This window comes from Klebsiella sp. K4, from assembly GCF_014596785.2.
Lineage (GTDB): Bacteria > Pseudomonadota > Gammaproteobacteria > Enterobacterales > Enterobacteriaceae > Klebsiella > Klebsiella pneumoniae.
Map to the genome: position 1 here is coordinate 4,553,454 of NZ_CP115021.1, position 17,984 is coordinate 4,571,437.

18 protein-coding genes, 3 tRNA genes and 1 pseudogene are annotated in these 17,984 nt (G+C 54.5%); 13 read left to right on the forward strand and 9 right to left on the reverse strand.

Going from position 1 to position 17,984, the window contains the following annotated elements:
- The first annotated feature begins 64 nt into the window (after window positions 1-64).
- From IB144_RS22465 to IB144_RS22475, 3 genes are all read left to right on the forward strand, one after another.
- Window positions 65-151 (forward strand) — tRNA-Leu (locus IB144_RS22465).
- 28 nt (window positions 152-179) lie between these two features.
- Window positions 180-266: transfer RNA gene (locus IB144_RS22470), tRNA-Leu, on the forward strand.
- 31 nt (window positions 267-297) lie between these two features.
- A tRNA-Leu gene (locus IB144_RS22475) sits at window positions 298-384 on the forward strand.
- Between the two features lie 21 nt (window positions 385-405).
- On the opposite strand, the gene IB144_RS22480 is transcribed toward IB144_RS22475, so the two are convergent.
- Window positions 406-645 carry a DUF1435 domain-containing protein gene (locus IB144_RS22480; RefSeq protein ID WP_002887654.1) on the reverse strand — a complete coding sequence of 80 codons (240 nt, stop codon included), beginning with the start codon at window positions 643-645 and terminating at the stop codon, window positions 406-408.
- 70 nt (window positions 646-715) lie between these two features.
- Here IB144_RS22480 and IB144_RS22485 point away from each other — a divergent pair, with 70 nt between their 5' ends.
- From IB144_RS22485 to fhuF, 3 genes are all read left to right on the forward strand, one after another.
- Window positions 716-886: a hypothetical protein gene (locus tag IB144_RS22485; RefSeq protein ID WP_004221147.1), complete on the forward strand. Its 171-nt coding sequence runs from the start codon at window positions 716-718 to the stop codon at window positions 884-886.
- Window positions 887-909: 23 nt separating this feature from the next.
- On the forward strand, window positions 910-1,956 hold the full coding sequence (locus IB144_RS22490; protein ID WP_002887653.1) for a GGDEF domain-containing protein: 1,047 nt from the start codon (window positions 910-912) through the stop codon (window positions 1,954-1,956).
- 106 nt (window positions 1,957-2,062) lie between these two features.
- A complete protein-coding gene (gene fhuF, locus IB144_RS22495) occupies window positions 2,063-2,851 on the forward strand; it encodes a siderophore-iron reductase FhuF (RefSeq protein WP_004222513.1) in 789 nt (262 codons plus the stop codon).
- A gap of 49 nt (window positions 2,852-2,900) precedes the next feature.
- Here the strand turns inward: fhuF and IB144_RS22500 are convergent, their stop codons facing one another.
- Window positions 2,901-4,244 (reverse strand): PTS cellobiose transporter subunit IIC, encoded by a 1,344-nt coding sequence (locus IB144_RS22500; RefSeq protein WP_002887650.1) that lies wholly within the window; start codon window positions 4,242-4,244, stop codon window positions 2,901-2,903.
- A gap of 337 nt (window positions 4,245-4,581) precedes the next feature.
- On the opposite strand from IB144_RS22500, the gene IB144_RS22505 reads away from it, so the two are divergent.
- Window positions 4,582-5,040 carry a YbaK/EbsC family protein gene (locus IB144_RS22505; protein WP_004151383.1) on the forward strand — a complete coding sequence of 153 codons (459 nt, stop codon included), beginning with the start codon at window positions 4,582-4,584 and terminating at the stop codon, window positions 5,038-5,040.
- Between the two features lie 5 nt (window positions 5,041-5,045).
- Here the strand turns inward: IB144_RS22505 and bglJ are convergent, their stop codons facing one another.
- The 4 genes from bglJ to pobA form a co-directional block, all read right to left on the reverse strand.
- Entirely contained in the window at window positions 5,046-5,720 is a 675-nt protein-coding gene (bglJ, locus tag IB144_RS22510) for a DNA-binding transcriptional activator BglJ (RefSeq protein WP_002887647.1), read from the reverse strand.
- On the reverse strand, window positions 5,681-6,403 hold the full coding sequence (locus IB144_RS22515; protein ID WP_002887645.1) for a LuxR C-terminal-related transcriptional regulator: 723 nt from the start codon (window positions 6,401-6,403) through the stop codon (window positions 5,681-5,683). The genes bglJ and IB144_RS22515 overlap by 40 nt, the downstream gene beginning before the upstream one ends.
- A 265-nt stretch (window positions 6,404-6,668) precedes the next feature.
- Window positions 6,669-7,550: a helix-turn-helix domain-containing protein gene (locus IB144_RS22520; protein WP_065888557.1), complete on the reverse strand. Its 882-nt coding sequence runs from the start codon at window positions 7,548-7,550 to the stop codon at window positions 6,669-6,671.
- A 16-nt stretch (window positions 7,551-7,566) separates the two neighbouring features.
- Window positions 7,567-8,751: a 4-hydroxybenzoate 3-monooxygenase gene (pobA, locus tag IB144_RS22525; protein WP_040215392.1), complete on the reverse strand. Its 1,185-nt coding sequence runs from the start codon at window positions 8,749-8,751 to the stop codon at window positions 7,567-7,569.
- A gap of 279 nt (window positions 8,752-9,030) precedes the next feature.
- Between pobA and IB144_RS22530 the strand changes: the two genes are divergently transcribed.
- The 6 genes from IB144_RS22530 to opgB all read left to right on the forward strand — a co-directional run bounded on the left by IB144_RS22530 (window position 9,031) and on the right by opgB (window position 14,759).
- Window positions 9,031-9,807, forward strand: coding sequence for a threonine/serine exporter ThrE family protein (locus IB144_RS22530; RefSeq protein WP_004146059.1), 777 nt, complete (start codon window positions 9,031-9,033; stop codon window positions 9,805-9,807).
- A complete protein-coding gene (locus tag IB144_RS22535) occupies window positions 9,798-10,271 on the forward strand; it encodes a threonine/serine exporter (RefSeq protein ID WP_002887631.1) in 474 nt (157 codons plus the stop codon). The genes IB144_RS22530 and IB144_RS22535 overlap by 10 nt, the downstream gene beginning before the upstream one ends.
- 102 nt (window positions 10,272-10,373) lie before the next feature.
- Window positions 10,374-10,913, forward strand: coding sequence for a primosomal protein DnaT (gene dnaT / locus IB144_RS22540; RefSeq protein ID WP_002887624.1), 540 nt, complete (start codon window positions 10,374-10,376; stop codon window positions 10,911-10,913).
- A gap of 2 nt (window positions 10,914-10,915) precedes the next feature.
- Window positions 10,916-11,653, forward strand: coding sequence for a DNA replication protein DnaC (gene dnaC / locus IB144_RS22545; protein ID WP_002887623.1), 738 nt, complete (start codon window positions 10,916-10,918; stop codon window positions 11,651-11,653).
- 65 nt (window positions 11,654-11,718) lie between these two features.
- Window positions 11,719-12,210 (forward strand): DUF2501 domain-containing protein, encoded by a 492-nt coding sequence (locus IB144_RS22550; RefSeq protein ID WP_004177504.1) that lies wholly within the window; start codon window positions 11,719-11,721, stop codon window positions 12,208-12,210.
- A gap of 257 nt (window positions 12,211-12,467) precedes the next feature.
- Window positions 12,468-14,759 (forward strand): phosphatidylglycerol--membrane-oligosaccharide glycerophosphotransferase, encoded by a 2,292-nt coding sequence (opgB, locus tag IB144_RS22555; protein WP_040215393.1) that lies wholly within the window; start codon window positions 12,468-12,470, stop codon window positions 14,757-14,759.
- A 54-nt stretch (window positions 14,760-14,813) separates the two neighbouring features.
- Here the strand turns inward: opgB and IB144_RS22560 are convergent.
- The 3 genes and pseudogenes from IB144_RS22560 to IB144_RS22570 form a co-directional block, all read right to left on the reverse strand.
- Window positions 14,814-15,758, reverse strand: a pseudogene (locus tag IB144_RS22560) (Rpn family recombination-promoting nuclease/putative transposase).
- Window positions 15,759-15,891: 133 nt separating this feature from the next.
- Window positions 15,892-16,902 carry an SIS domain-containing protein gene (locus tag IB144_RS22565; RefSeq protein WP_004146946.1) on the reverse strand — a complete coding sequence of 337 codons (1,011 nt, stop codon included), beginning with the start codon at window positions 16,900-16,902 and terminating at the stop codon, window positions 15,892-15,894.
- 17 nt (window positions 16,903-16,919) lie between these two features.
- Window positions 16,920-17,981 (reverse strand): SIS domain-containing protein, encoded by a 1,062-nt coding sequence (locus tag IB144_RS22570; protein ID WP_004177511.1) that lies wholly within the window; start codon window positions 17,979-17,981, stop codon window positions 16,920-16,922.
- Window positions 17,982-17,984: the final 3 nt, after the last annotated feature.

Sequence of the window (17,984 nt, forward strand, 5' to 3'; positions counted from 1 at the left end):
GTGTCGCCGAAAACCACTAGAATGCGCCTCCGTGGTAACGATACTTTCAGAGTATCGATGGTATGCGAAGGTGGCGGAATTGGTAGACGCGCTAGCTTCAGGTGTTAGTGTCCTTACGGACGTGGGGGTTCAAGTCCCCCCCCTCGCACCATAATCCACGAAGATATTGCTCGCACTGGGCGAAGGTGGCGGAATTGGTAGACGCGCTAGCTTCAGGTGTTAGTGTCCTTACGGACGTGGGGGTTCAAGTCCCCCCCCTCGCACCAACGAGGCAATATCTCAAAGAAAGAATACTGTGCGAAGGTGGCGGAATTGGTAGACGCGCTAGCTTCAGGTGTTAGTGTCCTTACGGACGTGGGGGTTCAAGTCCCCCCCCTCGCACCAATATTCTTCCCTCTCCCGGCATTATCCTCTCAGTTTAATATCCACAATCATCAGCATTATTCCGCCGATCAACGCGACACACGATGGCAGCAGGATAAAATGGCGCAATTGACGATGCCAGATCATCGCCGCGGACATCAGCATGCCCACCGCGACCAGTACCCGCCATACGTCAGCCGACACTCCGGCATACCCGAGAGCGACAATTAGCGCGCCGGGAATCATCACTCCCCAGCCGCTTCCTAATGCTCGCTGCAGCATGGTTTCACCTCTCACAACGATAATGATAACCAATATCATATGATAATTTTTATCATTTGTCATTTGCGACGTGCTCTGCCCCTTTTTCTTTACGTTCGCGGTAATGACATACATTCATGAAGGTGATAAATTAAGCGGATTATCGATATATATTAAATATTTTGCTTATTTTGCAAATAACCTTTTTTTGCACATTGTTATCAGACTCTTCATTTTTGGCTTTCATCATTTTGAAATTTAACGACTAATAATGATTCTTCCGATATGACTGCACAAACCTGGCGAGCACACTACGCACAAAAATATCAATATTCCTTACGGCTTTTTTTACTGCTTAATTTCATTTCTTCCTCGCTGTCGCTGGTCACCCCCCTATTTACGGTAGTTCGTTTTACGCTGCCCTGCGCCCTGATCGTCGTCTGCAGCGGGCTGCTGCTGCTCTGGCACTGGAAATGGCCGCAATCGAAAATAAATATTCCCACTATCTCGTTGTTATTTGGCATGCTATGGGCATGGCACGTAGTGACAAAAGCGATGCTATTGACACCGCCGCATTTTAACTATCTGGTGATCGCCCTATTAAGCATTCTGTTTATCGGCACCATCGCTTTTTCCAATAATATCACTGCCTTTACCCTCCACTCTTTACCAACTTTCCTTGCCTGCCTGATAATGGCGGAGGGGGAACAATGGTTGCGTATGACTTACTGCTTTATGCTGCCTATAGCCGGTATTACCCTGCAAAATATTATCCAGAAGCGCAGCGATGCCTTTACGCAGGGTTTAATGGATAAACTGATGCATGAACGCAATACGCTCAACGATCTCAGTATGCTCGATCCCCTGACCGGTTTGTATAATCGCCGCGGACTGCAGAACCGCCTCGATACCCTGCTGGCGCTGGACGGCGACAACCACTACGTGCTGCTCCTCGATATCGATCACTTCAAGGCCTATAACGATCACTATGGTCATATGATGGGTGACCAGGCGCTTATTCGCGTCTCAGCTGCCATTCGCAACGCTGTACGCTCACGCGATATTGTCGCCCGCTTTGGTGGAGAGGAGTTTATGGTGCTGCTGACCAATAGCAGCGAAGAAACGGCCTGGAAGACAGCCGAACGTATACGTCAGCGGGTCTATGACCTGAAGATCCCGCATATGTTTAATGAAAGCGTCGCCACCAACGTCACCATCAGTATTGGCCTGACGCCGCTCATTAATGACAACATTGAACAAGCGCTGGCGCGCGCCGACGGCGCACTCTATGAGGCCAAAAATAAAGGCCGCAACATTATTCTTGCCAGTTGACCTGCGCGCGCTGCGACATCGCGGCGCCGATAAAAGCCTTGCCATGCCGCCTGCAAGCAACTAATATCAGTAATCATTATCATTTAGATTTGTATCTGGAAATCGAATGGCCTGGCGTTCCCTTCCTCTCAGCGATGAACTTATCTGGCGGGCTCCTTTGCCGACGGCTGAGCATGCCCTGGCGGAGAGTATTCGGGAAAAAATCGCCACCCTGCGCCCACACCTGCTTGATTTCCTGCGACTTGACGAACCCGCCCCACGGCACGCGTTAACGCTTGCCGAATGGTCGCAACCCATCGCCTTGCGCTCCCTGCTGGCCACCTGGTCCGATCATATCTATCGTCATCAGCCGACGCTGCCTCGGGAACAGAAGCCTCTGCTCTCGCTCTGGGCACAATGGTATATCGGCCTGCTGGTGCCGCCGCTGATGCTGGCGCTGCTCAATGAACCGCAAGGCCTCAGCCTGGCGCCAGAACATTTCCATGTCGAGTTTCATGAAAGCGGCCGGGCGGCCTGCTTCTGGATTGATGTGCATAGCGATGCCGACATCGAGAGGCTTTCACCGCAGGCGCGAATGGATGCCCTGGTAACGCGCACCCTGCAGCCGGTTGTTGAGGCGCTGGCAGCGACGGGCGAAATCAATAGCAAACTTATCTGGAGCAATACCGGCTATCTGATTAACTGGTATCTTGGGGAAATGCGCGCGCTGCTGGGTGATGAGCGGCTTGCCGCGCTACGTCAGCACTGTTTTTTTAAAAAACAACTCGCCGATGGCCAGGATAACCCGCTGTGGCGAACGGTGATGCTGCGTGAAGGTCAGTTAGTCCGACGCACCTGCTGTCAGCGCTATCGCCTGCCGGATGTCCAACAGTGCGGCGACTGTACGCTTAAATAATTACCACTTACCTGAAAAGTAACGGGCGGCCTTTACCGCCCGTTGCTATTTATGCGGTCTGTTGACTCTCCTGCTCCGCCCGCTCGGCCTCTTCCGCTTCCTGAGCAAGCAGCTGTTTCTCATATACCTTAAAGAATGGGAAGTAGATGATTGCCGACACGCAGGCCAGAACAATGACCAGAATCGCCGCCCGGAAATCCCAGCCCAACGCCCAGGCGCCGCCAATTGGCGCTGGCGCCGTCCATGGTACGACGGAGATGACGCGGCCAATCAGATCCAGCTTCATTGCCGCCCAGGCCAGCACCGCGTTCACCATCGGCGCCAGCAGGAACGGAATAAAGAACACTGGGTTCATGACGATAGGCGTCCCAAAGATCACCGGCTCGTTGATATTGAACAGGCTTGGCACCACGCTCAAACGACCAATGGAGCGCAAATGCGCTGAACGGCTGCGCAGATAACAGAACACCAGTCCCATGGTCGCCCCGGAACCTCCGACCACGATAAAGAAGGTCCAGAACGCCTCCATAAAGATATGCGGCAGAGGCGCGCCCTGGGCCAGCGCCTGCTGGTTCATACCGAGGTTAGTCAGCCAGAACATCTGCAGCATCCCGGACACGATCGCCGCACCGTGGATCCCGGCAAACCACAGCAGGTGGCCGATCAGCACCGCCAACAGAATTGCCGGCAGAGAGTCGGCTGCCGAAACCAGCGGCTTGAAAATGGCCATAATGGCCTGCGGGATCAGCATGTCAAAATGGTGCTGGATAAACAGGCTCAGCGGATAGAGCGTCAGCACGACCACCAGCACCGGGATCAACAGATCAAACGAGTTTTTGATCATCGGCGGAACCTGGTCCGGCAAGCGGATCCCAATGTTGTGCGCTTTCAAGAAACGCATCATCTCCACGCAGTAGATCGCCACCAGAATGGCGGTAAAGATCCCGGTCCCCCCGAGGCTATCCACCGGCAGCGTGCCATTGGTTTTCGGCGCGGCAATCAGCAAAAAGGCCATGATCGACAGCATTGCGCACATAAAGGGATCGAGCTGATTGGATTTCTCGTAATGCTTACCGAGGTTATAGGAGATTGCCGCGCAGATGTAGATCGACATGATCCCCATCGTCATATCAAAGGGGGTCAGAATACGCCCCTCAAACTCTTTCGCCAGATCCAGCCAGGCGCGGGCAAAACCCCAGGTGGTATCCGGTGAGAACGGTGGATAAGCAAACACTAACAGGAACGATCCGACGATCATAAACGGCATCGCTGAGATAAATCCGTCACGGATAGCCATGACGTGGCGCTGCGACGAGATCCGCCCTGCTATGGGGCTTATGTAATTTTCTACAAAGCGAAATATCAAATTAAACGCAGCATGGTTAGCAGACATAGTAGCCCTCCTGACAGGCTATTGATACTGGCCCAACAACGATTACCCTGCCGTTACGATGACCGCTTTTTGACGCAGCAGGCCGCTGGCGGATGTGCAACCGGCTATACTGCTCATGAGGCAACGATTCATACACGGCTCTTTTGTTATAAATAAAAGGAGAAGTGACTGTTCCAGTATTCATCTCAATGCAGATAACCGCAACCGGTTACAGTAACCGGTTACGGCGATTGTGAAGGAGATCGACAAAATAGAAAGAATCTGGATTGTCCGCGCTGATATTTACACTCCGCCAGGCTTGTGACAGATTTAACCAGGCTTAAATCAGGAGAATCCAATGAGTCTGCAGTCTGTACGGCAGTTTTTTGCCGAACACGCCCCCGATATCGAAATTATTGAGTTAAATCAGAGTACCGCCACCGTCGCACTTGCCGCTGCCGCACACAACGTTGAGCCGGGGCAAATTGCCAAAACGCTGTCGCTCAAGATCAAAGATAAGATTGTACTGATCGTCGCCAGGGGCGATGCGCGGCTGGATAATAAAAAGCTGAAAGAGACCTTTGGCGCGAAAGCACGCATGCTAAGCAGCGATGAAGTGGTTACCTGGACCGGTCATCCGGTCGGCGGCGTTTGCCCGTTTGGTCTGGAAAATCCGCTGGCAGTCTACTGCGACGTCTCTCTCAGACATTATCAGGAAGTACTACCCGCAGCGGGAGCCATCCATAGCGCGGTTCGCATTGAACCAGAACGCATGGCGCAGCTCACCGATGCAACATGGGTAGATGTGTGTTTATAGCCGCATTACGCTACCTGTTTAACGGCGCTAGTCGTACTATTGAGCGGTAAATGCAACAGGATATCCGCCGCGTTTAATAAACCAATGTCTGAGCGAACTCCGAGCTTGGTCATGGCGTTAAACTTATGCGCGCGGATCGTTTTAATATTCCGGTTGAGCTGTATCGCAATATCAGAAAGCGAATATCCCCACGACATATACCGAAGGATGGCGTGCTCCGTCGGGCTTAGCGGATCGTTGCACGCCTCTCTGTCGCAAAATTGTTCGCTGCCGCTGAGATGATGATTGTCCAGTAGCTGCAGCAAACGCTCCTGTAGCCCGCGTCGCGGCGCGGATTTATTCAGTATGCCGTGCAAACAGGCCGGCATAAGATGGCCGATCAGGTGCATTTCACTTTCATTATTAGCCAGAATAATCGTTTGGACTTCCGGCCGGCACCGCGCCATTTCATGAACAAAGAGCAGACTCTCGGCTCGTGAAGAACGGCTTCCCGAAAGAGAAAAAATAATGGTTGACCAGGGAAACGGTATTTCCGCCGCCCTGAGCATACTGACATTTTTAAACAGATGAATATGATAACGGCGATTATCTTCACGACTAAAGATATAGCGCCATGCCATTTCCGTCATCACGCATTTTTCTACGATGGCGACATGGCGGGTTGTACTATTTTTTTCCATTCCATTTGCTCCCCGTAAGCTGAATTGATATTCAGCTCTTGCATTCCCTGCGCGCTGTTGATCCAGGCATACATTTCAGCGTTGCTGCGTAGAGATAAGCGACGCATTGCGCTGTTTTTCTGCGCGCTGATCGTCTTATTACTCTTTTTCAACAGCGCGGCGATCTGGTTTATTCCCCACCCCTTCGCCAGAAGGCGCAGAACTTTACGCTCTGAAAGAGTGAGCATCGCCGCAGAGTGGTAGCTTGCGAAATCGCTGTCCTCATCCCCGGCAAACAGCGTACGGCTAATCTGTTCAGCCGCACGGCTACCGGCGCAAATCACCTCAATCAGCCGGTTAACCGGCTCGCTCTCGGAGATCAACGAGCTTTCAGGACGAATTAATAGTTCAACGGCCAACGGATAGAGGCTGTCGCTGACCATAAAAACCCAGTGAATATCACGGTACTGGGTCATGAGGGAGTAATAACGCTCGCAGACGGCTCGGGGGTGCGCAATCTCGCCGGAGATATCCGCGACAACCAGCACCGCCCGCCGCAGTTGTAAAAGGGTGAGCTCATCATGAGAACGACAAAAACTCAGTTCGTAATCAGGGAGGTTCTCATTGAAGATCACCTTTAACCCTGATTGCATGACGGGAATTTTACTAATAACGACGCCAAACTTACCTTGTCCTGGTAACATAACACCTCCGCTTCCTGTCGAAGTTCCTTCGCTTGCCTGCAAACGATCGGCGAGCGACTTTATCGCCATATCATTTCCTGGATGAATATTAAAATCATATTCATGGCCTGCGCACACGATATACGTAACGACCGAACCGTGGTCATACCGTGTAAAATATTATTGCCGTGTATACTTGCGATTAATATTAACACAGACGTTCCTGCGCTAATAAATTAGAAAAGATAAAAACATTATTTAGCAAAAATAATTTCAGTACTGAACATTATGAAGCATTATCTTTAATTGTTTCTCTAAATGATTTGGGTGACATACCGCTATAGCGACGGAAAAAACGCGAAAAATAGGCTGCATCGCTAAACCCTAAATAATCAGAGAGTTGTGTAATCGTCATGCGGGTGTACTGCAGATTGCGTCGCGCTTCAAGCATCAACCGCTGGTGCAATACTCCAAGAGCGCTACAGCCATAAAACTCACGACATAAATAATTTAAGTGCGTAACCGACAGTCCAATCAGCTTCGCATACTCCGCCAACGGGAGATGCTGTCGGTAGTGGCTCTCGATAAGGCGGGCGAAGTGGCGCATCATGCTGCGCTTCCGCTCCGCTTTATCTTCCGCGGGGGACGCGGGATGGCACTGTCGGTTCAGCCAGACCAACAGCGTCCCCAGCAGCGAATAGAGCATCATTTCTCGCGCATCGTGCTCTTCGCAGTACTCCTCGCGAAGCGCTGAAAACAGCGTATGCATGCGCCCGCGAGAACGGCCCACCGGCACACACTGCGGCACGCTAAGCACATCCAGAGGGCGACCGAACTGATTTTCAAACCGGCTCAGCAGCGGCAGCGCCAGAGAGAGCACAAACCCTTGCGTCCCGGGTGAAAAATTAAACCCGTGAATACAGAGGGCGGGAACCACCTGGATGCAGGACTCCGTCATCACCGCGGTGGCGCCTTCAATTTCGATCTCCGCCCGCCCCTGATGCAGATAGAGAAGCTGGACCATTTCCGCATGCTGATGGACGCGAATATGCCACTGATACAGGCTGCTGCGCTGTAAAATCGACTCACAGTGCAGCAGGTCCGGCGTCGGCCAGCCGCACTCTTCGCCATACAGCTTAAATACGGGCACGGTTTGAACGAACGGCATGATGACTCCTCTTAATTCAGGCGACACGCTCCATGGGCAAGCCCACGTAGTTTTCCGCGATGGTGGTCAGCCCGGCGCGCGAGCCCAGATAGTAGCGGCGGTCGGCGGCCTGCATTTTAGCGTCGAACGCGTTCTGATCCGGAAAATCATGCAGCAAGCGGGTCATAAACCAGCTAAAGCGTTCCCCTTTCCAGACCCGATCCAGCGCCAGTTGCGAGTAGGTCGCCAGCAGATCGCTGCGGCCACGATGGTAGTATTCGCGCAGAATCCGCCACAGATAGTTCACGTCCGATGCCGCCAGATTTAATCCTTTCGCCCCGGTTGGCGGAACGATATGCGCCGCATCCCCTACCAGGAACAACCGCCCATATTGCATCGGCTCCACGACGAAGCTACGCAGGGGGGCAATGCTCTTCTCAAGTGAGTGACCAGTCACTAACCTGGATGCCAGCTCCTCCGGCAAGCGGCTTTTCAGCTCCTGCCAGAAGCGCTCGTCCGACCATGCTTCAACCTTATCGCTCAGCGGAACCTGCAGATAATAGCGGCTGCGAGTCAGTGAGCGTTGACTGCACAATACAAACCCCCGCTGATGGTGCGCATAAATAAGCTCCGGATTGACCGGCGGCGTATCCGCCAGCAGGCCTAGCCAGCCAAACGGCCACACGCTCTCGTAGGTCTGCAAAATGCCAGCTGGAATACTTTGCCGCGATACGCCGTGGAAACCGTCGCAACCGGCAATAAAATCGCACTCCAGACGGCAGGTTTCCCCTTCGCCGAGGTAGGTGATCGTCGGCCGGTCGCTTTTGGCGTCATGGATAGCCACCTCGCTCACGCCATAGACGATCGGCGCGCCGCTGGCGGCCCGGGCAGCCATCAGATCGCGGGTGACTTCGGTCTGGCCATAAACCATTACGCTCTTACCGTCGGTTAGCTCGCTCAGTGCGACGGGCACCCGCTGGCCGTCAAACAGAAACTCCACCCCATGATGCACCAGGCCTTCGGCATCCATCCGCTGCGCCACGCCCGCTTCGCGTAGCAGATCGACGGTGCCGCTTTCCAGAATTCCCGCGCGGATGCGCCCCAGCACATACTGCGGCGTTTGACGCTCAAGGATCACGGTATGGATCCCGGCGTTGTGCAGCAACTGCCCCAGCAGCAGCCCGGAGGGGCCCGCGCCAATAATCGCGACCTGTGTCTTCATAGGGATGTCTCACTCTTGCAGGGTTAATTATTTGTATAATTTTTGTTTAATAAAAGTGCTTTTCTGCATTTTTGATAAGTCGGTGGGGAAAAAGAAGGGATGAATGGCGACAAAAATTGCACTTTTCACCAAACTGGCAAAAGTGTGGGATGCTTCAAATTCTGCCGCCCCGCAGACTGGGAATTTTTGCACATTATTTGATCCCACCCCCCTCAGCCGCCACTGCGCTTCAGGTTAAAGTATCGGCAGATACCAGGCGTCGTGAACAATAGAGGAAGTATGCAGGTTGATCGGACACAGCAGCGGGCAATCACACGTTTATGCATCCAGTGTGGTCTTTTTCTGTTACAGCACGGCGCCGAGAGTGCGCTGGTGGAGGAACTGTCAACACGTCTCGGGCTGGCGTTGGGGATGGACAGCGTTGAAAGCGCCATCTCTTCGAATGCCATCGTCCTGACCACCATTAAAAATGGCGAATGTCTTACCTCTACGCGCAAAAATGTCGATCGCGGCATTAATATGCATGTGGTGACGGAAGTGCAGCACATTGTGATCCTCGCCGAGCATAAGCTGCTGGACTATCGCGACGTCGAGAAGCGTTTTGCGCAGATCGTTCCCCTGCGCTATCCGCGCTGGCTGCTGGTGCTGATGGTGGGTCTTTCCTGCGCCTGTTTCTGCAAACTGAATAACGGCGGTTGGGATGGAGCGCTGGTCAGCTTCTGCGCCAGCACGGTAGCCATGTACATTCGCCAGGTGCTGACCCATCGCTCCATGCATCCGCAGATCAACTTCTGCATCACCGCCTTTGTCGCCACCACCATCTCCGGGCTGCTGCTGCGCCTCCCGGCGTTTGCCAGCACGCCGACCATTGCCATGGCCGCCAGCGTCCTGCTGCTGGTCCCGGGTTTTCCATTAATCAATGCCGTCGCCGATATGTTTAAAGGGCATATCAATACCGGACTCGCCCGCTGGGCGATCGCCAGCCTGCTAACCCTAGCCACCTGCATTGGCGTGGTGATGGCCATGACCGTATGGGGGCTGCGCGGATGGGCATAATCTCATTTATTTTTGCGCTGGCGGAAGACATGCTGCTGGCGGCGATCCCCGCCGTCGGGTTTGCGATGGTCTTTAATGTCCCTCAGCGCGCTCTGCGCTGGTGCGCGCTGCTGGGGGCGATTGGCCATGGCTCGCGTATGATCATGATGAGCGCCGGTTTTAACATTGAATGGGCCACCTTTCTCGCCGCTCTGCTGGTGGGCAGCATTGGCATTCAATGGTCGCGCTGGTATCTGGCGCATCCGAAGATTTTTACCGTCGCCGCCGTGATCCCGATGTTTCCTGGCATCTCAGCCTACACGGCGATGATTTCCGCGGTAAAAATCAGTCATTTTGGTTATTCAGAAGAGATGATGATTTTGCTGCTGAGCAATTTTTTAAAGGCCTCTTCGATTGTGGGCGCCCTTTCGATTGGCCTGTCGATACCCGGCCTGTGGCTGTATCGTAAGCGTCCTCGCGTCTAACCCCGACGTCGCGGTTAATCCGCGACGCTCCTTCCGCGATGGCCTCTGTGCTACTATGTGCAGATCACCCCACTCTTTGCAGTTCAGAGTTGAGATAGAGTTATGTCTTCGCGAATTTTAACCTCCCATTTTAGCGGCCTGGAAGAGTTCCTCCAGCAGCACGCGGCGCTGCTGGCAAAATCGACTGACGGCACCGTTGCCGTTTTTGCTAATAACGCGCCGGCATTCTATGCGCTGACGCCAGCGCGGCTGGCGCAACTGCTGGAGCTGGAAGCCAGGCTGGCGCGCCCCGGCAGCGACATCGCGCTTGACCCGCAGTTTTTCGAGGAGCCCGCCGCGGCGCCGGTTGCGGTGCCGATGGGCAAATTTGCTATGTACGCCGGGTGGCAGCCTGACGCCGATTTTCAGCGCCTGGCCGCGCTGTGGGGCATTGCCCTGAGCCAGCCGGTTACCCCCGAAGAGCTGGCCGCTTTCGTCGCTTACTGGCAGGCGGAAGGTAAAGTCTTTCACCACGTGCAGTGGCAGCAGAAGCTGGCGCGTAGCGTGCAAATCAGCCGCGCCAGCAACGGCGGACAGCCGAAGCGCGATGTGAACAGTGTTAGCGAACCCGACAGCCATATTCCGCGAGGTTTCCGAGGATGAGCATGAAAAACGTTGGCGACCTGATGAAACGCCTGCAGAAAATGATGCCGGCACATATTGAACCGGCGTTTAAAACCGGCGAAGAGCTGCTGGCCTGGCAAAAAGAGCAAGGCCGGCTGCGTTCCGAAGCGCTGGAGCGAGAGAATCGCGCGATGAAAATGCAGCGCACCTTCAACCGCTCGGGGATCCGCCCGCTGCATCAGAACTGCTCCTTTGATAACTATCGCGTCGAGTGCGAGGGGCAGATGAATGCGCTCGCCCGGGCGCGCCAGTACGTGGAAGAGTTCGATGGCAATATCGCCAGCTTTATCTTCTCCGGTAAACCGGGCACTGGCAAAAACCACCTGGCGGCAGCCATTTGCAACGAGCTGCTGCTGCGCGGGAAGTCGGTCTTAATCATCACCGTGGCCGATATTATGTCGGCGATGAAAGATACCTTCGGCAACCGGGAAACGAGCGAAGAACAGTTGCTTAACGACCTCAGCATGGTCGACCTGCTGGTGATCGATGAAATTGGGATGCAGACGGAGTCTCGCTATGAAAAGGTCATTATCAATCAGATAGTTGACCGGCGCTCATCCTCCAAACGACCTACCGGGATGCTCACCAACAGCAATATGGAAGAGATGAACAAACTGCTCGGCGAGCGGGTGATGGACCGTATGCGGCTCGGCAACAGCCTGTGGGTTATCTTCAATTGGGAAAGTTACCGGCACCGCGTTACAGGCAAGGAGTATTAAGAGATTTCCGGGCGACGACAGCGTTATACTAAAGCGATTATTCAGTCACGCTTATGAGTCCGTCTATGAAATCGTTTAAAAATAGCGTTGTTGCCGCGCTTGCCGTTAGCGCGTTTACCCTCTCTGGCGCCCACGCCGCCTCCTGGCAGGATTCCCTTAACAGCGCTGCCAGCCAGCTCAGCGGCAGTAACGCCCAGGCCAGCGGCGGCATGTCCGTCTCCTCGCTAACCAGCCTGCTTAACGGCAGCAGCCAATCCCTGACCGCCAGCAGCATGAATAATGCGGCCGGGATCCTGTCATATTGCGCGAAACAGAAGCTGGCCTCCGTGACCAGCGCCGATAACGTCAAAAATCAGGTGCTGGATAAACTGGGGCTTAGCACGCCGGAAAAACAAAAACAGGACACCAGCTATCTGGATGGCCTGCAGGGGCTGCTCAACAGCAAAAACGGCCAGCAGTTGGACCTGAATACGCTCGGCAATAGCTCGCTGGCGAAACAGGTAAAAACCAAAGCCTGCGATCTGGTCTTAAAACAGGGTGTTAATTTCCTCTCCTGATCCTGACTGACAAGGCCGCATTTGTTGCCTTCGCGGCGGCGCCGCGGCCTGAAACGCTTTTTTTTGCAGTTTTCCTGTTCCGTTTTCCCATTTCGCCCGATGCGATGCCGATCAAAAAAGGCAACTTCTAAACCAATTCTGAATAACTGCACACTTTCATGACGCTAGAATTGCAGCAAGATGGCGCTGCAATTACAGTGGGGCTTGAAAAGTAATCTGTTCTGCCAGCCGATAACTGGCATTAATGAGGATGAGCTGTGTCAGAGTTGTTATCCATCGCCTTATTTTTAGCTTCGGTGGTGCTGTATGCCTGGAAAGCGGGTCGTAACACCTGGTGGTTTGCCGCCACGCTCACGGTGTTAGGCCTGTTCGTGGTGCTGAATATCACCCTCTACGCCAGTGACTACTTCACCGGCGACGGCATCAACGACGCGGTACTCTACACTCTGACCAACAGCCTGACCGGCGCCGGGATCGGCAAATATATACTGCCGGGGGTCGGCGTGGCCGTCGCACTGGTCGCCGTCTTTGGCGCCCTCGGCTGGGTGCTGCGCCGCCGTCGGCATCATCCTCATCACGTCGGTTACAGCCTGGCGGCGCTACTGCTGGCGCTGGCCTCCGTTGATGCCAGCCCGGCCTTCCATCAGATCAGCGAGCTGGTGAAATCCCAGTCACGCGAGGGCGATCCAGACTTTGCCGCGTACTATAAAGAGCCGTCGAAGCAAATCGACAATCCGCAGCTGAACCTGGTCTATATCTATGGCGAAAGTCTCGAGCGCACCTATTTTGATAACGACGCCTTCCCCAACCTCACCCCTGAGCTTGGCAGAATTAAAGCTGAGGCCATTGATTTCAGCAATACCATGCAGCTGCCGGGGACCGATTACACTATCGCCGGCATGGTCGCCTCACAGTGCGGCATTCCGCTGTTCGCGCCGTTCGAAGGTAATGCCTCAGCCTCAGTCTCCAGCTTCTTTCCACAGAATATTTGCCTTGGCGATATTCTGAAGAACTCCGGTTACGAGAATTACTTTGTGCAGGGGGCTAACCTGCGCTTTGCCGGCAAAGACGTGTTTCTTAAATCCCACGGCTTCGATCATCTGTACGGGGCGGAAGAGCTAAAAGCTACGGTGGCGGATCCTACCTACCGCAACGACTGGGGCTTCTATGACGACACTGTGCTCGACGAGACCTGGAAAAAATTCGAAGAGCTGTCGCAGTCCGGGAAACGCTTCTCGCTCTTCGCCCTGACGGTGGATACCCACCATCCCGACGGTTTTATCTCACGCACCTGCGAGCGTAAACGCTATGATGTGGACGGCAAGAAAAACCTCTCTTTCAGCGCCGTTAGCTGCAGTCAGGAACATATCGCCGCGCTGATAGAGAAGATTAAAGCCTCACCCTATTTCAAAAACACGGTCATCGTGGTCTCTTCCGATCACCTGGCCATGAAGAACAGCGCCTGGGATTATCTCAACAAGCACGATCGCAGCAATCTGTTCTTCATCCTGCGCGGCGATAAACCGCAGCAGGAGACCCTGGCGGTGAAACGCAACACCATGGATAACGGCGCGACGGTGCTGGATATTCTCGGCGGCGATAACTATATCGGCCTCGGGCGTAGCAGCCTCTCCGGCCAGTCGCTCTCCGGTATTTTCATGAATATGAAAGAGAAAGTCCTGGCATGGAAGCCTGACGTGATCCGCCTGTGGAATTTCCCCAAAGAAATGAAGAATTTCACCATCGACTCGCAGAAAAATATGATCGCTTTCTCCGGCAGCCATTTCCGTCTGCCGCTGCTGCTGCGGGTATCTGACCAGCGCGTAGAACCGCTGCCGGAGAGTGAATACTCTGCGCCGCTGCGCTTCCAGCTGGCCGATTTCGCGCCACGGGATAATTTCGTGTGGGTCGATCGCTGCTATAAAATGGGCCAGCTGTGGTCGCCTGAGCTGGCGCTCTCCACCGACTGGTGCGTCTCGCAGGGACAGCTGGGGGGTGAGCAGAAGGTCCAGCACGTTGATAAGCCGCAGTGGCACGGCAAGACCGCCTTCAGGGACACCCTTATCGATATGGAGCGCTATAAGGGCAACGTCGATACGCTGAAAATTGTCGACAACGATATTCGCTATAAGGCCGACAGCTTCGTGTTTAACGTCGCTGGCGCCCCGGAAGAGGTTAAACAGTTCAGCGGTATTTCGCGTCCCGAGTCGTGGGGGCGGTGGTCCAATGCTCAGTTGGGCAGCGACGTGAAGATTGAATATAAAGAGCCGCTGCCGGAGAAATTTGATCTGGTGATTACCGCCAAAGCTTATGGCCCAAACGCCAATAAGCCGATTCCGGTGCGAGTTGGAGAAAGTGAGCAAGTGCTCACTCTGGATAATGACGTGACTACCACGACGCTGCATTTTGACAACCCAACGCGCAGCAACACGCTGATCATCACCCCGCCGGACCCGCAAACCACTAACGAGGGCAATATCCTCGGCCACTCCCCGCGTCAGTTGGGGATCGGCATGGTGGAGATCAAAGTGGTGAAAAGCGAAGGCTAACGCAATCCTGCCCGGCGAATTTTCGCGCCGGGCAGCGGTTGTCGTGGCAGGACGTTAACCACACAGCGGCTGTAGTTCATCAGCCGACAGTCCGGTGATCTTCTGTACCATCTCTTTGTCGAGGCCATTCTGTAACCATACTGCCGGCAATGCGCAGCGCCTCGCGTCGGCTGCCTTCCTGCAAGCCCTCCAGGTGCCCTTCTTCCCGGCCTTCCAGTCGGCCTTGTTGCCGACCTTCCTGCTTAAGCTTTTGCGCGATAGACATCAATGTCTCCTCATACTGTGGCAGACGGCGGGCCAGCCGGCGGAGAAACACGCCCGGCTCGGCCGTATTACCGTACTGCAGCATATAGTGAAACAGCATTCTCAACTGCCGACGGTTAGTGTATCCCAGCATCACAACGGCCGCCAACGACTCCGTTATGCCGCTGAGATCGCGCTGGCGAATATGTTTTTGCATCAGCTCCAGCAAGGCGACTCGCCGATGTTGCACGATGTCATCGTCCGGCATCACCGTCACGTCGATCAATGGAAACGGACAGCCATACAGCGTCTTCGCCAGCTGCGGGTCGGCAAATTCATCCAGCCAGTTGAGGGAAAAAGGATACGGACTGGTTGCACCGTGATAAAAAAGCATCGGCACCACCAGCGGCAGCGTTTTGTGCCCGGCATCCAGGTGGCGCTGCATTGCGGCAATCGCATAGCGCATCAGGCGAAAGGCCATATGGCTATCCGGTGAGCTCTGGTGCTCTATCACCACGTAAACATACCCCGTGCCGCAGGTGGTCTGCACCGACCAGAGGACATCTGAATACCAGGCGCGCAGATCCTCATCGATAAAGCTCGCCGATTGCAGCCTCAGGGTAGAGAAATCGCACCGCTGAAGGATCGCTTCGGAAGGTAGAGGGTGAGGAAATCAGTCGCTGTCTCCGGGTGACGAAGAAATCGCTTAAAGACCGCATCGTGCGGCGTCGAGGTCATCCGTTTTTTCATGGCCATCCGCTTGCCTGAAAGAGAAGGTAAGCCGGACTCTATCACCGGTTTTTACCCGGTTGGGTTTGACGACATTTTTCTGGGAAGCGCCTCGGAGAATAGTATGGCGGCCAGCCCGGCTGGCCGCCATCATCACGGCTTAGTAATCAAACTGCCGGTAGTAACGGCGGATATTGAGGTCGTGGCCGGTATAGTGTTCAAAGTGGGCCGCCAGCCGGTCCACCAGCAGGGTGGACACCACGCACGGCGCCATAATCCAGCGGAACGCGTCATCAATGCCGTTCAGCGGATAGTCGCGCGGGTCGATAACCACCAGATGGTCAGTTATTTTTTCGGCAAAACGCTCAACGCGTTCGTCCAGCGCCCGGCATCTCCCCTCGCCTTTCACCAGAAACAGCGGAACCTCTTTTTCCAGCAGCTCCAGGGTGCCGTGGAAAAATTCAGCGGAGCTCACCGACTTCGTCCGCTTCCACTGCATCTCTTCGAGAATACACATTGAGAACAGATAGACCTCGCCCCACATTTCCGCGCCGCCAATCCACATCATATAGTCGCAGTCATGGTATTGCGCGGCAATGCTATCCGCTCGGGGATCGAACTGGCGTTTCGCCTGCAGGAGATTTTCCGGCAGTAACTCGAGCTGGCTGGCAAATCGCGCATAATCAGCAAACTCGCCGTGACGAAAAATGACGCGGAAGAATAACCAGTACAGCAGCATATATTCATATTCCACGCCATTTTTGTGGCACATCGGAATATGCCAGCTGGCGGCGGCAGCCAATGGCGAGTCGGCGTGACGAGTAATAGCCACCACGCGGATCCCCTGTGCCTTGCACCATTCGGCAATGGCGACCGACTCTTTGGTATCGCCGGATTTAGATAACGTAACGACAACCGCATCTTTATTTAATTTTTTATGTCCGCGATGGATTAACTCCGCGGCCTGTTCAAGATATACCGGCACGCTGGTTAATTCTTTGGCAAATTCATTAATTGCCATCATCGGCGCCAGGGAACCACCTACCGAAGCAAAAAATAATGCGCTACAGCCGCTGTCATAAATATCGTCGGCTACGGTTTCAGCCTGTTTACGCGCAGCGATGATCTCGCGAGCACTGGTCAGGTACTCGTCCTGATTAAAACCCAACATAGTTTTCTCCTGAATATTCAGATTTTACTTTTTAAGACGCGGTCAAAATCGTCGAAAATACGTTTAGCCAGATCGATGCCTTTCAGTCCTGCGGTATGCCAGGCGAGCATCTGCACTGGGACAATCAGCAGCAGAGGCGCCAGGTGATGCTCGCACGGACAGTTTAGCGCCAGCGTTTGAGCATCCTCTTCGTCACCCAGCGTCAGGGTAAAGGCCCGGCCAATGGACGGCGCCAGATAGTCGCGCAGCGCCCGGGTTCGCGCGTCCGGCGTATCTTCAATAAACAGCATCACATGGCGGGCATTGGCTTCCAGATAGGGGCCATGCATATAGGCTTCCAGCTCAAAGCCGCTGGAAGGCACGCGCACCGTCTCGGTAAATTTGGTTTCGAACTCCTTCGCCACGCCAACCAGCGCGCCGTAGCCGGTGGCGACAAAGCGCTCGCCGCTGCGCAGCGTTTCGCTATGGCGGTCAATAAAGCGCGAGGTGCGGACGATAACCTCCGGGATCGCCGCTACCAGCCGCTGCAATTCAGCGAGATAGTGCTGCTCCTCGACCTCGCTGGCTTTCTCCTGCTTACGAGCAATGATCAGCGCTATCAGCAACAGGTTGAGCACCGTCGCGCTAAAGCCGCGGGTCACAAACCCTACGCTCTCGATCCCGGTATTAATATCCAGAACGCCATCGCTGGCGCCTCCTATCGGGCTTTGCGGATCTGAGGTCAAGGCGAAAACCGACTTGCCGGAAGCCTGTACCTTACGCATCGCCTCCAGCGTCGACGCGCTTTTTCCGCTCTGTGAAATCGCCACCACCAGATCGGCATGCGGGTCGATCGCGTCGTAATGGGTGAAGTTGTACGGCTCTTTAATGTCAAGCAGCACACCGAAGCGTTGCTCAAAGAAATAGCGCGCGCACAGCGCGGCATTCAGCGACGATCCGGTCGCGAGCAATAATATCCGCCGTACCGGGTGCTGGCGGGCGAAGGTTTCAATCGGCGCCAGCTTTTGCCGGTACTCGCGCAGGATCTGCGCCAGGCAGGCTGGCTCTTCACTGATATATGTCATCATTGTTGGTCGCATAGC

Excerpts from the sequence above, each read along its gene's own strand:
- IB144_RS22480 (WP_002887654.1), bottom strand. The coding sequence starts at position 645 with ATGCTGCAGCGAGCATTAGGAAGCGGCTGGGGAGTGATGATTCCCGGC.
- IB144_RS22490 (WP_002887653.1), top strand. The coding sequence starts at position 910 with ATGACTGCACAAACCTGGCGAGCACACTACGCACAAAAATATCAATAT.
- fhuF (WP_004222513.1), top strand. The coding sequence starts at position 2,063 with ATGGCCTGGCGTTCCCTTCCTCTCAGCGATGAACTTATCTGGCGGGCT.
- IB144_RS22500 (WP_002887650.1), bottom strand. The coding sequence starts at position 4,244 with ATGTCTGCTAACCATGCTGCGTTTAATTTGATATTTCGCTTTGTAGAA.
- IB144_RS22505 (WP_004151383.1), top strand. The coding sequence starts at position 4,582 with ATGAGTCTGCAGTCTGTACGGCAGTTTTTTGCCGAACACGCCCCCGAT.
- bglJ (WP_002887647.1), bottom strand. The coding sequence starts at position 5,720 with ATGGAAAAAAATAGTACAACCCGCCATGTCGCCATCGTAGAAAAATGC.
- IB144_RS22515 (WP_002887645.1), bottom strand. The coding sequence starts at position 6,403 with ATGTTACCAGGACAAGGTAAGTTTGGCGTCGTTATTAGTAAAATTCCC.
- IB144_RS22520 (WP_065888557.1), bottom strand. The coding sequence starts at position 7,550 with ATGCCGTTCGTTCAAACCGTGCCCGTATTTAAGCTGTATGGCGAAGAG.
- pobA (WP_040215392.1), bottom strand. The coding sequence starts at position 8,751 with ATGAAGACACAGGTCGCGATTATTGGCGCGGGCCCCTCCGGGCTGCTG.
- IB144_RS22530 (WP_004146059.1), top strand. The coding sequence starts at position 9,031 with ATGCAGGTTGATCGGACACAGCAGCGGGCAATCACACGTTTATGCATC.
- IB144_RS22535 (WP_002887631.1), top strand. The coding sequence starts at position 9,798 with ATGGGCATAATCTCATTTATTTTTGCGCTGGCGGAAGACATGCTGCTG.
- dnaT (WP_002887624.1), top strand. The coding sequence starts at position 10,374 with ATGTCTTCGCGAATTTTAACCTCCCATTTTAGCGGCCTGGAAGAGTTC.
- dnaC (WP_002887623.1), top strand. The coding sequence starts at position 10,916 with ATGAAAAACGTTGGCGACCTGATGAAACGCCTGCAGAAAATGATGCCG.
- IB144_RS22550 (WP_004177504.1), top strand. The coding sequence starts at position 11,719 with ATGAAATCGTTTAAAAATAGCGTTGTTGCCGCGCTTGCCGTTAGCGCG.
- IB144_RS22565 (WP_004146946.1), bottom strand. The coding sequence starts at position 16,902 with ATGTTGGGTTTTAATCAGGACGAGTACCTGACCAGTGCTCGCGAGATC.
- IB144_RS22570 (WP_004177511.1), bottom strand. The coding sequence starts at position 17,981 with ATGCGACCAACAATGATGACATATATCAGTGAAGAGCCAGCCTGCCTG.